Genomic DNA, 15390 nt, shown 5'->3' with positions numbered 1-15390 from the left:
CCGGGCTACTGGTCCGCCACGAACCGCGCCCCCTGGTCGCGCAGCAGCACATGCAGGGCCGTGAACACCGCCGCCGAGCGGATGCCCGGCCAGTCCGCGGGCAGCAGCGCCGGGGGCAGGCCGGGGTCGGCGTACGGCAGGCGCCGCCAGGTGTCGAGCGCCCGCAGATAGTCCCCGAAGGCCCGCTCGGGCGAGGGCTCCCCGGCCCCGGCCTCGGATTCAGCCTCGGCCCCGGACTCGGCCGACCACCTCCCCAGCACCGGCTCGTGCGCCGCCAGGAACGTGTGGTGCAGCGCGGCCAGCGCGTCCAGATCCCACCAGCGCCGTACCGCCTCCTCGGTCGCGGTGAAACCGAGGTGCGCGCCGCGGAACAGGTCGACGTACGGGGCCAGTTCGAGCCGCCGCAGCACGTGCCGGGTCTCCTCGTGCAGCGCGCCGGGCGCCACCCACACACCGGGCGCGGCCGTACCGAAGCCGAGTCCGGCCAGCCGGGACCGCAGCAGATGCCGCTTGTGCCGCTCGGACTCCGGCACCGAGAAGACGGCGAGCAGCCAGTCCTCCGGGTCGGGATCGGGCGCGGCGCCGACCCCGTAGATCCGCCCGTCGCCGTCCGCGAGCAGCAGCCGCGCGTCGTCGGACAGCGTGTACGCGGCGGCCCCGCCGACCCGGTCGGGCACGAGGTGGCCGCGCCGCTTGAGCCGGGAGACCGCGGACCGAACCGACGGCGGGTCCACGCCCACCGCCCCCATCAGCCGGATGAGCGCGGCCACCGGCACCCGGCCCGCCAACTCCGCGCGCCCGTAGGCGCCGTAGAAGGTGAGGATCAGGGAACTCGGTGTGTGCTGCTCGGTCACATGATCACCCTAGGGCGTCTCAGTCCAGGTCGCGCAGCCGGAAGCGCTGGAGCTTGCCGGTGGGCGTACGGGGGAGCGCGGCCACGAAACGGATCTCGCGCGGCGCCTTGTACGGCACGATCACACTCTTGGCGAAGTCCCGAAGCGCTCCCGCCGCCCGGTCCCCGCCGTCCACGCCCTCGCGCAGGACGACGAACGCCCGGACGATCTGCCCGCGCTCCTCGTCCGGCACCCCGATCACCGCCGCCTCCCGCACGTCCGGGTGCCGCAGCAGCGCCTCCTCGACCTCGGGCCCCGCGATGTTGTACCCGGCCGAGATGATCATGTCATCGGCGCGCGCCACGTAGTGGAAGTAGCCGTCGGCGTCCCGGACGTAGGTGTCGCCGGTCAGATTCCAGCCGTCGCGCACGTACTCCGTCTGGCGTTCGTCGGCCAGATACCGGCAGCCGGTCGGCCCGCGCACGGCCAGCAGCCCCGGCTCGCCGTCCGGCACCGGCCGCAGGTGCTCGTCCACGATCCGCGCGGTGTAGCCGGGCACCGGCAGGCCGGTCGCGCCGGGCCGGGCCGCGTCGTCGGCGGCGGAGATGAAGATGTGCAGCAGCTCCGTCGCCCCGATCCCGTTGATCAGCCGCAGTCCGGTCCGCTCGTGCCAGCCCATCCAGGTCGCGGCGGGCAGATTCTCCCCCGCGGACACGCAGCGGCGCAGCGACGATACGTCGTACGACGGCAGGTCGCCGAGCATCGCGCGGTACGCGGTCGGCGCGGTGAACAGCACGCTGACCCGGTGCTTCTCGACCGCCGCCAGCAGCTCCTGCGGCCCGGCCCGCTCCAGCAGCAGCGAGGACGCGCCCGCGCGCAGCGGGAAGACCACCAGGCCGCCGAGTCCGAAGGTGAAGCCCAGCGGCGGGCTGCCGGCGAAGACGTCCTCGGGCACCGGGCGCAGCACCCGCGCGGAGAAGGTGTCCGCTATGGCCAGCACATCGCGGTGGAAGTGCATGCAGCCCTTGGGACGCCCGGTCGTGCCCGAGGTGAAGGCGATCAGCGCCACGTCGTCCGCCGAGGTCGGCACCGCCTCGTACGTCTCGGCGCGCCCCTCGGCCAGCCGCAGCAGATCGTCGTCGCCGGTACCGCCGTACGGGGTGATCCGCAGCCCCGGCACGCGCGCCGCCGTCAGCTCCTCCAGATACGCGGCGTCGCACAGCGCGTGCGAGACGCGGGCGATCCGGCCCACCTCGGCCAGTTCATGCGCTCTCTGCGCGGCCAGGACGGTGACGGCCACCGCGCCCGTCTCCAGCACGGCGAGCCAGCAGGCGACCAGCCAGGGGGTGGTCGGGCCGCGCAGCAGCACGCGGTTGCCGGGGACGACGCCCAGCTCGTCGGTGAGGGCGTGCGCGATCCTGGCGGTCGTCGCGCGCAGTTCGGCGTACGTCCACTCCGAGCCGTCGGGCAGCCGGAGGCAGGGGGCCTCGGGGCGGCCGGTGGCGAGGAGTTCGGCGGCGCAGTTGAGCCGATCGGGGTAGCGGAGACCGTCGTCGGCTCCGGGGCCTTCACCGAGGGCGTCGCGGTCGTCGCGGTCGTCGCCGTCGAGGCGGTCGAGGCGCGGCCACTGCTCGGGCGGCGGAAGGTGATCGCGCGCGAAGGTGTCCACATGGGCTGACGGCAGCAGGTCCATGGCGACAGTGCCCCTCGACGAGTAAGCATCCAGCGGACGATTTCAGCGTAACGTGTTGATGACGGCAGTCAACAGGACGCGATAAAGCTGGGAGGCGGGGCGATGGAGGACGGGGTTTCCGGCGGTGCGGATTCCGACGGTCCGGCGGCCGGGGAAGGAGCCGTGGGCGGCGCCGGTGGGGGCGGCGGCGCTGGTGGTGGCTGCGGCGTCGGTGGAGGCGGCGGCGTCGGTGGCACCCGTGTGGCGTTCACCCTCGATCCGGCACGGGCGGCCTGGGCGGACCGGATCAGGGCGCTCGCGGCGGAACGACTGAAACCGCTGGCCGAGGCCGGTGAACCGGGCCGCGTCAACCGGCCGCTGCTGGCCGAACTCGGCGCCCTCGGACTGCTGGCCCGCGTACTGCCGGGAGACGGCGCCCCGGTCTCCGCCCTCGATCTCTGTGTACTGCGGGAATCGCTGGCGCGCGAGTGCACCGAGGCCGAGACCGCCCTCGCCCTTCAGGGCCTGGGCGCCCACCCGCTGCTCACCGCGCCCGCCGTCGCCGCGCGCTGGCTGCCCGAGGTGACCTCGGGCCGGGCCGTGGCCGCCTTCGCGCTCACCGAACCGGGCGCGGGCTCCGACGCGGCGGCGCTGTCCCTGGCCGCCGAGCCGGACGGCGCGGGCCGCTGGCGGCTGACCGGCGAGAAGTGCTGGATCTCCAACGCGCCCGAGGCCGACATCCTCACCGTCTTCGCCCGGACGGCCCCTGGGCCGGGCCCCGGCGGCAGCGGCGCGCGCGGTGTCACCGCCTTCGCCGTCCCCGCCGACCGCCCCGGCCTGACCGGCGAACACCTCGACATGCTCTCGCCGCACCCCATCGGACGGCTGGTCTTCGACGGCGTCCCGGTCGGCGCCGACGACCTCCTCGGCGTGCCCGACCACGGCTTCCGTACCGCCATGGCCACCCTCGACCTCTTCCGGCCCAGCGTCGGCGCCTTCGCGGTCGGCATGGCGCAGGCCGCACTCGACGCGGCCGTCGCGCACGCGGGTGAACGCACCGCGTTCGGCGGCCCGTTGAAGGACCTCCAGGCCGTCGCGCACCCGCTCGCCGAGATGGCCACCCGCACCGAGGCCGCCCGGCTGCTCGTCCACGCGGCGGCCACCGCGTACGACACCGGCGCCGCCGACCTGACCGCCCGCGCGGCGATGGCCAAGCTCTACGCCACCGAGACCGCGCAGTACGTGGTCGACGCCGCCCTCCAGATCCACGGCGCCCGCGCACTGCGCCGCGGCCACCTGCTCGAACACCTCTACCGCGAGGTGCGCGCCCCGCGGATCTACGAGGGTGCCACCGAGGTCCAACGCACCATCATCGCCAGGGAGTTGTACCGATGAGCCTGCGCCGTATCAACCCCGCCGAACTCTCGCCGCCCACCGGCTTCTCGCACGCCGTCACCGCCACCGGCCGCAGCCTGGTGATGCTCGCGGGCCAGACCGCGCTGGACTCCTCCGGCGCGGTCGTCGGCGGCGACCTGCCCGCCCAGTTCGAGCGCGCCCTCGCCAATCTGCTGACCGCCCTGCGCGCGGCGGGCGGCACCCCGGCCGATCTCGCCCGGCTCACCGTGCACACCACCGACGTCGCGGCGTATCGCGCGTGCGCCGCCGAACTGGGCCGGATCTGGCGGGAGTCGGCGGGCCGGGACTATCCGGCGATGGCGGTGATCGGGGTGGTCAGACTCTGGGACGAACAGGCCCTGGTGGAACTGGACGGCATCGCGGTGCTGCCGTAACGCCCTTCTTCGCGTAACTCCCCTGCTGGCCTCAGGACTTGGCGGCACTACGCGTCCACGCCGGTCCGGTAGCTCTCACGCGTCCAGGCGCGGGCCCGGTCGGTGAGGGTGAAGCCGAGGCCGGGGCGGTCGGACAGGTGCATACGGCCGTCCCGGATCTCCAGCCGCTCGTTGAACAGCGGCTCGAGCCACTCGAAGTGCTCGACCCACGGCTCGTGCGGGTAGGCGGCGGCCAGGTGGAGGTGGATCTCCATGGCGAAGTGCGGGGCGAGTTGCAGCCGGTGGTGGTCGGCCAGCGCGGCCAGCTTGAGGAACTGGGTGATCCCGCCGACGCGCGGCGCGTCCGGCTGGATGATGTCGCAGGCCCGCGCGTCGATCAGCGCCACGTGCTCCGCGACACTGGCCAGCATCTCCCCGGTGGCGATCGGCGTGTCCAGCGCGGCGGCCAGCGCGGCGTGCCCCTCCGCGTCGTACGCGTCCAGCGGCTCCTCGATCCAGGTGAGCCCGAACGACTCCAGCGCCCGCCCCAGCCGCGCCGCCGTCGGCCGGTCCCACTGCTGGTTGGCGTCCACCATCAGCGGTACGCCGTCGCCGAGATGGGCCCGTACCGCTGCGAGCCGCTTGAGGTCCTCGGCGCTGTCCGGCTGCCCCACCTTGATCTTGACGCCGCCGATGCCGCGCTCCAGCGAGGCCGTCGCGTTCTCCATCACCTGCTCGACGGGCGTGTGCAGAAAGCCGCCGGAGGTGTTGTAGCACCGCACCGAATCCCGGTGCGCGCCCAGCAGTTTGGCCAGCGGCAGCCCCGCCCGCTTCGCCTTCAGATCCCACAGCGCGATGTCGAACGCGGCGATCGCCTGCGTGGCCAGGCCACTTCGGCCCACCGAGGCGCCCGCCCACACCAGCTTCCCCCACAGCCGTCCGATGTCGTTGGGGTCCTCGCCCACCAACTCCCCGGCCACCTCCCGCGCGTGCGCGAACTGCCCCGGACCGCCGGCCCGCTTGGAGTAACCGAACCCGATCCCCTCGTGGCCGTCCTCCGTCCCGATCTCCGCGAAGAGCAGCGCGACCTCCGTCATCGCCTTCTGCACCCCCGTCAGCACCTTGGCGTCGCTCACCGGCACCGCCAGCGGCAGATAGACGGACGACAATCTGACCGACCGGATCCGGTCACCGGCGGACGGCATCGACACCACGGACATCTCCTCGATCACATATATAAACGACAAGCGCATCCCTGAACGCGCCCAGCATACGGCCGGTCCCCGCTTCCCCACACCCGATGAGTTCGACCGGCCCGCCCAGTCGTACCCAGTACATGAACCCCTACAGAGAGACCGCGCCTCCGAGCTGAACGCGGACCGTGCCCGGCAAGCGATCGTCGGGCACACCCGACGCCTGGCGGAATCAGCCGCCGCGGCCGGGCCCGGGACCGCCGTGCCGACGGCTCCGAAGTGGACGGAGTTCTTCCGGCGTGCGGACATGGAGGACACCAAGATCGGGCGGGGCAGCAAGGACGACCCCGCGCAGGTGGCCCGGCAGGGCTTCGAGGCGCTGATGAAGGAGAAGAGCATGGTCGTCGCGGGATCAGCGAAGACGAAGGCCCAGGGCCACGCCAATGCGGTCCTGCCGGACAGCGCCAAAGCGCAGGCGCACCGGAAGATGGCTGAGCCGGGCTCGGCGGACGATTGAGCGGAATCGTCCGCCAGGGTGTATTCGGTGGGTCTCGGGCCGGGGATCACTGTCGACGCCGTTTCCTGGCCCAGGCAGTGGGTACCCGGCGCCCATGGAGCTTTCTCGCCGGTCGGTTTCCGGCCGTACGGTGCCGCTGCTCGCGGAAGGCTACGGATGGCTGCCGAACCTCATGCGGCGCAGCGGCGGCTCACCGGTCGAGGCCCGGCTCCTGGGCAGGCGGGCGGTGGGTCTGCGGGGCCCGGACGCGGTGGAATTCTTCTACGACGAAAAGAATGTGCGCCGCCACAACGCGGTTCCCGAACCCGTGGCGGGCACCCTGTTCGGCAAGGGCGCCGTGCACACCCTGGACGGCGATGAGCATGCCGCTCGCAGGGCCATGTTCCTGTCTGTGCTGACCGGCCCAGCCCGCATCAGGGCGCTGGTCGACGACGTGACGACCGCCTGGGACGAGGCGGTGACCACCTGGCCGCACCGCTCCCGGATCGTGCTCTTCGACCAGGCGGCCGAGGCACTGACCGCAGGGGTCCACCGGTGGGCCGGCGTACCGCTGGAGGCGTCGCAGACCGGGCGGGGCGCCGATGATCTGGTCGCGATGGTGGACGGTTTCGCCACGCTCGGCCCGCAGCACTGGCGGGCGCGCCTGGCCCGCGGACGCCAGGAGGCCCGACTGGCGGACCTGGTGAAAGGGGCGCGCGGCGAGACAGCCGACGCGGCAGAAGGGTCCCGTACTCGCGGTGGTGGCCGGCCACCTGGACAACCGCTGCCGCCTGCTGGAACCGCAGACGGCAGCAGTGGAACTGCTCAACATCATCCGGCCTACCGTCGCGGTGAGCTGCCGGCCGACCCGAACGAGCTGATTCCCCAGGGCGGCGGCCCGGTCACCGGCCACCGCTGCCCCGGCGAGCCGGCGACGGTAGGACTCCTGGAAGCCCTCGTGGTCCGGCTGGCGCGCCTGGACTACCGCGTCACGCAGCAGCGTCTGGACATCTCCCTGCGCCGCATTCCCGCCCGCCCGCACAGCGGATTCGTGATCACCGACGTCAAGCACGCCGAGCCGACCTGACCACCCTGGACCCGTCGGCCACGCGGAGCGGAACCTCCCGGCCCGGCGGGGCCGTGACCGACCACACCGATTTCGGTTGCCACGCGCCGACCACATGCGGTTGGTAGGCGGCGATGGCGGTGCACACCAACGTGAGGAGTGTCCTGATGGGCCGGGACCGGATCGCAGAGCCGTGGGGCGCGCGTACTCCCTACGGGCGCGGGCAGCGGTGGCCGACGCGTGTCGACACCCACCTGGAGGAGGGCGTCGCCGTCGGTGACGTCGACCGGTGGGTGCAGACCGCGTCGCTGCTGCACTCCAACGGGGACGCCATGGACATCGCGGTCCGCGAAGGCCGGATCGTCGGCGTGCGCGGCCGGCCGGACGACCGCGTAAATCACGGCCGGCTCGGGCCGAAGGACCTGTTCGGGTGGCAGGCGAACGCTTCCCCCGACCGTCTGCGACGTCCGCTGGTGCGCGAGGGCGGCCGGCTTGTCGAGTGCGATTGGCCCACGGCGATGGGGCGGGTCGTCGCCCGCTCCCAGGAACTTTTGGACGAGCACGGCCCTGGCGCGATCGGGTTCTACACCACCGGTCAGCTGTTCCTGGAGGAGTACTACACCCTCGCGGTCATCGCCCGCGCCGGTATCGGGACCAACCATCTGGACGGCAACACCCGGCTGTGCACCGCCACCGCTGCCGAGGCGCTGAAAGAGTCGTTCGGATCGGACGGGCAGCCCGGTTCGTACACCGACATCGACCACGCCGATACCCTGGCCCTGTTCGGCCACAACGTCGCCGAGACGCAGAGCGTGCTGTGGATGCGCATGCTGGACCGCCTCGACGGCCCCCGGCCGCCCCGGCTGGTGTGCGTCGACCCGCGACTCACCCCGGTCGCACGCCGGGCGACCGTGCATCTCGCCCCCAGGGCCGGCACGAACGTGGCGTTGCTGAACGCCCTGCTGCACGAGATCATCCGCACCGACCGAGTCGATCACGCGTATGTCGAGGCGCACACCGTGGGCTACGAGGAACTGCGGGCCCTGCTGAAGACGTGCAGCCCCCGGTGGGCCGCGGACATCTGCGACGTGCCCGCTCGTGCCATCGAGCAGGCCGCGGAGATCCTGGGCACGGCCGAGCGGCTGACCTCGACCGTTCTGCAGGGCGTCTACCAGTCACACCAGGCGACCGCCGCGGCTGTTCAGGTGAACAACCTGCACCTGGTCCGCGGCATGCTGGGCAGCCCAGGCGCGGGCGTGCTGCAGATGAACGGGCAGCCCACCGCGCAGAACACCAGGGAATGCGGGGCCAACGGTGACCTGCCCGGCTTTCGCAACTGGGAGAACGACGAGCACATCGCCGACCTGGCCCGCGTGTGGAACGTGGAACCGTCCGACATCCCGCGCTACGGGCCGCCCACGCACGCCATGCAGATGTTCCGCTACGCCGAGCAGGGCACCATCGGCATGCTGTGGATCTCCGGCACCAACCCGGCGGTCTCGCTGCCTGAGCTGGGCCGCATCCGCGCGATCCTCGGCCAAGAGCGGCTCTTCACCGTCGTGCAGGACCTGTACCTCACGGAGACCGCTCAGCTGGCCGACGTCGTCCTTCCGGCGGCGACGTGGGGGGAGAAGACCGGTACGTTCACCAACGCCGACCGGACCGTGCACCTGTCCGACAAGGCGGTCGAACCTCCCGGCGAGGCCCGCCCGGACCTGGACATCTTCCTCGACTACGCCGCGCGGATGGACTTCCGTGACCGGGACAAGAACCCGCTGGTCTCCTGGCACGACCCGCAGACGGCCTTCGAGGCATGGAAGCGGTGCAGCGCCGGGCGCCCCTGCGACTACACCGGAATCACCTACGACAGACTCCGCGGTGCCAGCGGCATCCAGTGGCCCTGCACCGAGCAGGCCCCGGACGGAACCGAACGCCTTTACGCCGACGGGGTCGCCTGGGCGCATCCGGACACGGCGGAGACGTACGGCAAGGACCTCGTCACCGGGGCATCGGTCACCGCGGTGGAGTACCGGTCCCTCAACCCGGACGGGAAGGCGGTGATCAAAGCCGCCGAGTACCTGCCGCCCCACGAACCGCCCTCAGCCGACTACCCGCTCCAGTTGACGACCGGTCGCACGCTGTACCACTTCCACACCCGGACCAAGACCGGACGGGCACCGCAACTCGACGCCGCAGCCCCGGACGTGTGGGTCGAGGTATCCGCGGCAGACGCCTCGGCCGCAGGCCTCTCGGAAGGAGACCTCGCCGAGGTCGCGACCCCGCGCGGCGCCGTGCACGCCAGGACACGTATCAGCCGGATCCGCGACGGGCTGCTGTTCCTGCCCTTCCACTACGGCTACTGGGACACCGCCCCCGGGTACGGGCCGGGGGCGGGCAGCGCGGGAAGGGCCGCGAACGAGGCCACGATCACCGACTGGGACCCGGTCTCCAAACAGCCGCTGTTCAAGACCTGCGCCGCCCGGCTCCGGCTGATCGCCCGTGGCGACGGCCCCGCCCCCGCGCCCACCACCACCGCCTCGGCGCCGCTCACGCCGGACAGCGTCCCGCCCACCACCGGCGGAACCGCCGCCCTCACGGACGAGCACCTTCCCGGCCACGATGCGGAGGACCGGCGATGAGCGGCATCACAGTGACCTTGCGCGCCCTCCATCAGGGCGAGAACGCACTCGCCCACGAACTGGCGGCGACGGCAGAACGACACACCGCGGAGCACGAGGTCCACCACGTAGCCCTCGACCTCGCGAACTGGTCCGCCCAGCACGGTGCCGTGCTCGCCTCCACCGCGAAACGCTACGGCCTCCAGCTGTCGGGCTCGCCCGACCACAACCCCGAAGGGCTGCCCGCCACGGCGCGCGAGAGGACCCCGGAACTCTTCGGGGGCTCCCCTCAACCAGGCATCGTGCTCTTGCGGGACCTGCGCGACCTCCACCTGGCGGCCACCGAGAACTCCCTCTACTGGGAGATGCTGGGACAAGCAGCCCAAGCCACCAAGGACCAGGACCTGCTGGGCGCCGTCTCGGACTGCCATCCGCAGACACTGCGGCAGATCCGCTGGACGAACACCATGATCAAGGTCCTGTCTCCCCAGGTGCTGTCGGCGCTGTAGCCGGGGGCGGTGTCTCGGCCCTGGCGAGGGAGAACGCGGATCCGACGGAACGCGTCAGGAAGCGGGGTAGGGAGCGGGGTAGGGAGCGCTGCGCAGGCGGCGGCCCAGGTGGGCGCTGTCGGCGGCGAGCGTCTTTTCGCGGATGCCCGGCCAGGCGTCGCCCTCGCCCGCCGCGGGACCCGGTCCCCGCTGTGGGCGCGGGCCCCGGCCGCCGCCCTCGCCACCGTCAACATGATGACCCTGTTCGGGTTGCACCGGGCGCTGCGCGGCGCGCTGGCCGGCCATTCGTCTGCGTCGAGGTCACCTCCTCCCCCGGCTCCCGCCGCCTCGCCGCGGCCATGCGGCGGACCGGGGCGGGCCCGCGGCCGAGCACTTCTACGCCGAGCACGTCGAGGCCGACGCCGTGCACGAACAGGTCGTACGCCGCGAGGTCATCGGCGGCCTGCTCGCCGACGAGCCGCACCTGGAGCCGGACGTGGCCTTCGGCGCGGACGCCACCGTCCTCCTGGAGGACCGGCTGGGCACCCATCTTCTGAGCGCGTGGCGGGCGGGCCGTTCGGCTTTGCGGACCGGCTGACCCGCAGACGGGAACAGGCTCCCGTGTCGGGTAGGCGGGTACGGAGCGGTCCCGACAGCGACTACAGGAGGCATCCGTGGACAGTGGCGAGGATCTGTACGGCGAGGCGGAGCGCGCGGTCGACACCAGGGCGGACGCGTTGTGGGACGTTGCCCTCCGCCTGCACCGCTGCCCGGAGATCGCCTACCAGGAACATGCCGCGGCGCGACTGCTCGGCGACGAGCTCCGTGCCGGGGGCTTCGAGGTGACCACCGGTGTCGCGGGAATGCCCACCGCCTTCGTCGCGCGCGGCGGAGCAGCGTCCCGGCCTGGGGTGGCGCTGCTGATGGAGTACGACGCGCTGCCGGGGCTCGGCCACGCCTGTGGCCACAACCTGATCGCGGCCGCGGGCCTGGGCGCCGCGCTGGCCGCGCGGGAGGTGGCGGGCGCGGCCGGAACGGTTTTGGCGGTCGGCTCGCCGGCTGAGGAGAGCGGCGGCGGCAAGGTGGCGCTGGCGACGGCAGGGGTCTTCGACGACGTCGATGCGGCGCTGATGGTGCACCCGGGTGTGCGTGACCAGACCTGGGCGCCGCTGACCGCCCAGGCGCAGGTCCGGGTGCGGTTCTACGGCCGCTCTGCCCACCCCACCGGCAATCCGGGGGAGGGCGTCGACGCGCTGGCCGCGCTGGTCGAGACCTTCACCATGCTGGGCGCGCTGGGCCGCCGCTTTCCACCGGGATCCCATGTGCAGGGCATCGTCACCCAGGGCGGCGTCGCCACCAACATCGTGCCCGACCTGGCCGAGGGGCTGTTCGGGTGCCGCGGACTCACCGTGGACGCGCTGGCGGACGTCATCGGCGACGTGACGCGCAGCGCGCGGGCAGCCGCTGCTTTCCTCGGCGCGCAAGTCGAGGTCGAGCGGGTCGGAACGGGCTACGAGCACTTCCGCAACAGCGAGCCGCTGGCCGCGCGCTTCGCCCAACACATCCGGCGCGCCGGCCGAGTCCTCCAAGAGCCTCCTGCCGGAACCTTCCTCGGGTCTTCCGATATCGGTGACGTCAGCGGCCGGGTGCCGGCCATCCACCCCTTCCTGGCCATCATGGACGCCGACAGCTCCGACCACACCGCGCCCTTCGCCGAGGCGGCGGCGAGCGAACGCGGCCGACGGGCCATGCTGGACGGCGCCAAGGCCCTCGCCTGCCTGGCGGTGGACACCCTGACCAGTGCCGAGGTACGGGAAGAAGCCTGGCGCTTCTTCCACGAGCACGAGCCGGTGGCGGCCACCGGGCGGTAGAGAGTAGGCGCGTAAGTCCGTTGGTTGCGGGTCCGGCCCGTTGTGCGTCGTTTGCCGCCATCTGTTCGGGGCAGTCGTGGCCGGAGGGGAGTACGCAGCCGATGGGCTCGCCTGTCAGGTTGCCGGGTCGTCCGTGGATGAGCGAAGCGAGGCAGCCCGCGTGCGACCGTCTGACACGGCAAGCGGGACGTCCAGGTGGACAACGTCCCCGACCCGGTCATTCAGGAGGACCCGGCCGGAGCGGGCTGCGGGAGGGGAGCAAGGTCACGCCGCCCGTCGTCGGCCTGGTCGGGCGCCTGCGCGCATGGGGGAGTGCCTGGAACGACCGGGCGTCCGCACGCTTCAATCAGTAGGGAATTCAAGCGTTCGCCTGCATGCCCGCGCCGTCCTGAGCGCCGTCGCCCAGCGATAGCGCTCGGCACGGGGAGTCAGCCTTCGTCGCCGGGGGAGGCTTGCGACGCGCCTTCCGGCGTGAGTGCCACCGTCAGATCTCAGAGTTCGCGGTCGTCACGCGGCTCGACGTACGGCTCCTCCTCTGAGGGGTGGCCTCCCTCAATGGCCCGAGTGCGTTCGGTCTCCGCGTTGAATTCCAGGCCCAGGAGTAGTGCGATGTTGGAGATCCAGAGCCAGACGAGAAAGATGATGATGGCCGCAAAACTGCCGTAGGTTTTGTTGTAGCTGCTGAAATGGGCCACGTAGACGGCGAAGGCAGCGGATGCGACGAGCCAGAGGCCGACGCTCAGCAGGCTGCCGCGGGTCACCCATCTGAAGCCGTGCCGGACGTTCGGCGCCGCCCAGTGCAGGACGGCGACCACGAGCGCGAACAGGACGACCATCACGGGCCATTTGGCGAAGTTCCATACAGTGACCGCGGTGTCGCCCAGGCCCAGGACGCCTCCCGTCCTGCGGGCCAGCTTCCCGGTGAAGACGATGCCCACCGAGACGGCGGCGAGTACGACGACGATGAACACCGTAATCGCGAAGCGGGTCGGCAGCGTCTTCCATACCGGGCGGCCCTCGCCGATGTCGTAGACGGTGTTGCCGGCTCGCATGAAGGCGGCGACATAGCCGGACGCGGACCACAGTGCGACGACGATGCCGACGACCAGGGCGATCACTGCCGACCCCTGGTTGTTCTGCACCTGCTTCACGATGCTGGTCAGAACGGTGCGTACCGGCCCGGGAGCGAGGGTGGCGATGTTGTCGGTCAGCGACCTGACCGCCGAGGGGCCCAGCAGGCCCACGATCGACACCAGCGCCAGTATGGCAGGGACGATCGCCAGTACTGCGTAATAGGTGAGCGTCGCGGCCAAGTCGGCTAGATTGTCGGCCTTGTACTCCTTGAGTGTGCGACGCAAGATCCCGCGCGAGGCCCCCTTCGGTAGATTCGACGGCTTCGCGGGTGCTGTCTCCGCACGATGCGCGCCTTCGGGAGCACCGTCGCCGCGCTCCGGGCTGTCCTCCGCCATCGTTCACCCTCCTGGCGCAACCGCATTCCGAGCCCACCTGAGTCGTTCGGTGGCCGACGATTCGCTGCGCGCGTCGACCCACAGGCGATGCCGATTCCTTCTCATCAGATAGTCGGGGACCGAACTCCGCAACCGTGGTCGGCCACCGGAGCCGCCCCTCGGGGCTCCGCATGCCGATCGCGCGGTCCGGAGGGGATCAGGTGCAGGTCGGTGCGCGCCGGGCCAGGACGCGTTGGACGGTGCTGATGGTGGTTCGGGTGGCGGGACCGTGCAGGGCGGCGCCGGCGGCGTTGGCGCCGGGAGCGCCGTGCACGCCACCGCCCGGATGGGCGGACGAGGAGGCGAGGTAAAGGCCCTTGATGGGGGTCTCGGGGCGGCCGCTGCCGGGAGTGGGGCGGAAGAAGAGCTGCTGGTGGATGGCGGAGGTGCCACCGTTGATGGCGCCACCGCCGAGGTTGGAGTCCAGGGACTGCAGCGTTGTCGGGGCGAGGATGCGGCGGTTCCGGATCAGCTTGCGGAAGCCGGGGGCGTACCTCTCCACCTGGGCCTCGACACGGTCGGCCATGGCTTCCTGGTCCCGCCTGTCCCAACTCCCGGTGATGCCGTCGTGCCCTGCGTCACCTTTGACGTGCTGCGGGACGTGGGTGTAGGCCCACGCGGACTCGGTGCCCTTGGGGGAGCGGGTGGGATCCGTGGTGGTCATCTGCCCGACCAGGGCGAAGGGTCGGTCGGGGACGTGCTGGGTGGCAATCTGCGCGGCGAAGCGGGTCAGATCGTCCACCCCGTCGGCGATATGGACCGTGCCCGCGGCGGACGCCTGCCCGGCCGTCCACGGCACCGGGCCGTCCAGCGCCCAATCGATCTTGAACGTCGAGAAGTCCCACTGGAATCCATGGCGCAGGTCCATAAGCAACTGCGCGGGCAGGTGCTCGGCGGCGACCAGCCGGGTGAACAGGGCCGGCGCGGACACATCGGCCAGTACCGCGCGCCGGGCCCGCACAGCGCCACCGTTCGCGGTCCGTACGCCGACCGCCCGCCCGCCGCGCACCACGACCTCCGTGACGCGTTCACCGCACCGCACGCTGCCGCCGCGCCGTTCCAGGCGGCTGACCAGCGCCGTGGTGAGGGCGGAGGCTCCACCGACCGGAACGGGGAAGCCGTGGGACTGGGCGAGCATGCACATCAGCCAGCCGAAGCCGCCGCCGATCGCGGACTCCGGGGCCAGGTCCGCGTGCAGCGCGTTGCCCGCCAGGAGCAGCCGACCGCCTTCACCGTCGAAGTGCTCCTCGCCGAGCCGGCGGACCGGCAGCAGCATGGTGCGGACCAGCCGCAGCCCGCCGGCCGCCCGCACCTTCGCGAGCAGCTTCAGACCGGAGCGGAGCGGCGGGAAGGGGGCGAACAGGCAGCCGATGAGATCCTCGCCGATCCGCTCCCACAGGTCGTGCAGTTCGCGCCACGCCTGGCCGTCACCGGGCGCGAACGCCTCCAGACTCGACGCGGTCACCTCGAGGTCGCGATCCAGCACGGCACACCGGCCGTCCGGCAGAGGATGGGCGAGCACGCTCGGTGCGTGCGCCCAGCGCAGTCCCTCGTCCTCCAGGCGGAGAGCGCTCAGCACGGGGGAGGCGGCGGCCAGCGGGTAGAACGCGCTGAAGACGTCGCTGACGAAGTCCGGGTCGACACCCCGGTCGCTGCGTACCGCCCCGCCCGGCTGCCGCTGTTCTTCCAGCACCTCCACCGTCCAGCCGGCGTCGGCCAGCACGTTCGCTGCGACTAGGCCGTTGGGCCCCGCCCCGATGACCACGGCGTCCGCCATGAAGCACTCCTGACTCTTCCATCTCCGGTCCAGCGGTCCCGCCGGCCGGGGCTCAGCCGCCCGCGGGCCCAGCTGCTGGTCGGGGCCAGGGGCGTACGC

General features: G+C 72.1%; 12 protein-coding genes and 1 pseudogene. 8 read left to right on the top strand and 5 right to left on the bottom strand.

Translation table 11 applies throughout. The annotated features are described in order from the left end of the window. Nucleotides 1-5 precede the first annotated feature (5 nt). Together ACFZBB_RS10740 and ACFZBB_RS10735 are read right to left on the bottom strand one after the other, a co-directional pair. On the bottom strand, nt 6-854 hold the full coding sequence (locus tag ACFZBB_RS10740) for a PaaX family transcriptional regulator C-terminal domain-containing protein (protein WP_391119936.1): 849 nt from the start codon (nt 852-854) through the stop codon (nt 6-8). Between the two features lie 19 nt (nt 855-873). Beyond that, the gene (locus tag ACFZBB_RS10735; RefSeq protein ID WP_391119934.1) at nt 874-2526 is read right to left on the bottom strand and encodes an AMP-binding protein; all 1653 of its coding nucleotides are present in this window, start codon (nt 2524-2526) and stop codon (nt 874-876) included. A gap of 240 nt (nt 2527-2766) precedes the next feature. Between ACFZBB_RS10735 and ACFZBB_RS10730 the strand changes: the two genes are divergently transcribed. After that, complete coding sequence (locus ACFZBB_RS10730) at nt 2767-3900, top strand: acyl-CoA dehydrogenase family protein (RefSeq protein WP_391119932.1); 1134 nt, start codon at nt 2767-2769, stop codon at nt 3898-3900. After that, nucleotides 3897-4295: a Rid family hydrolase gene (locus tag ACFZBB_RS10725; RefSeq protein WP_391119930.1), complete on the top strand. Its 399-nt coding sequence runs from the start codon at nt 3897-3899 to the stop codon at nt 4293-4295. Before ACFZBB_RS10730 ends, ACFZBB_RS10725 begins: the two co-directional genes overlap by 4 nt. A 47-nt stretch (nt 4296-4342) precedes the next feature. On the opposite strand, the gene ACFZBB_RS10720 is transcribed toward ACFZBB_RS10725, so the two are convergent. Further along, nucleotides 4343-5494 carry an enolase C-terminal domain-like protein gene (locus tag ACFZBB_RS10720; RefSeq protein ID WP_391120150.1) on the bottom strand — a complete coding sequence of 384 codons (1152 nt, stop codon included), beginning with the start codon at nt 5492-5494 and terminating at the stop codon, nt 4343-4345. 235 nt (nt 5495-5729) lie between these two features. Between ACFZBB_RS10720 and ACFZBB_RS10715 the strand changes: the two genes are divergently transcribed. From ACFZBB_RS10715 to ACFZBB_RS10690, 6 genes and pseudogenes are all read left to right on the top strand, one after another. Beyond that, a complete protein-coding gene (locus ACFZBB_RS10715; protein WP_391119928.1) occupies nt 5730-5984 on the top strand; it encodes a hypothetical protein in 255 nt (84 codons plus the stop codon). Nucleotides 5985-6114: 130 nt separating this feature from the next. Continuing rightward, complete coding sequence (locus tag ACFZBB_RS10710; protein WP_391119926.1) at nt 6115-7050, top strand: hypothetical protein; 936 nt, start codon at nt 6115-6117, stop codon at nt 7048-7050. A gap of 146 nt (nt 7051-7196) precedes the next feature. Beyond that, nucleotides 7197-9668 carry a molybdopterin-dependent oxidoreductase gene (locus ACFZBB_RS10705; RefSeq protein WP_391119924.1) on the top strand — a complete coding sequence of 824 codons (2472 nt, stop codon included), beginning with the start codon at nt 7197-7199 and terminating at the stop codon, nt 9666-9668. Then, nucleotides 9665-10156 (top strand): hypothetical protein, encoded by a 492-nt coding sequence (locus ACFZBB_RS10700; protein WP_391119922.1) that lies wholly within the window; start codon nt 9665-9667, stop codon nt 10154-10156. The genes ACFZBB_RS10705 and ACFZBB_RS10700 overlap by 4 nt, the downstream gene beginning before the upstream one ends. A 201-nt stretch (nt 10157-10357) precedes the next feature. Continuing rightward, nucleotides 10358-10733: pseudogene (locus ACFZBB_RS10695) on the top strand (iron-containing redox enzyme family protein); the annotation flags it as partial. A gap of 76 nt (nt 10734-10809) precedes the next feature. Next, nucleotides 10810-12006, top strand: coding sequence for an amidohydrolase (locus tag ACFZBB_RS10690; protein WP_391119920.1), 1197 nt, complete (start codon nt 10810-10812; stop codon nt 12004-12006). A gap of 491 nt (nt 12007-12497) precedes the next feature. Here the strand turns inward: ACFZBB_RS10690 and ACFZBB_RS10685 are convergent, their stop codons facing one another. Next, a complete protein-coding gene (locus tag ACFZBB_RS10685; protein ID WP_391119918.1) occupies nt 12498-13475 on the bottom strand; it encodes a YhjD/YihY/BrkB family envelope integrity protein in 978 nt (325 codons plus the stop codon). A 196-nt stretch (nt 13476-13671) separates the two neighbouring features. Further along, complete coding sequence (locus ACFZBB_RS10680) at nt 13672-15291, bottom strand: FAD-dependent oxidoreductase (protein ID WP_391119916.1); 1620 nt, start codon at nt 15289-15291, stop codon at nt 13672-13674. Between the last annotated feature and the right edge of the window lie 99 nt (nt 15292-15390).

It is taken from the genome of Streptomyces sp. NPDC008139, from assembly GCF_042957025.1.
Lineage (GTDB): Bacteria > Actinomycetota > Actinomycetes > Streptomycetales > Streptomycetaceae > Actinacidiphila.
This window is presented reverse-complemented; position numbering and strand designations above follow the sequence as displayed.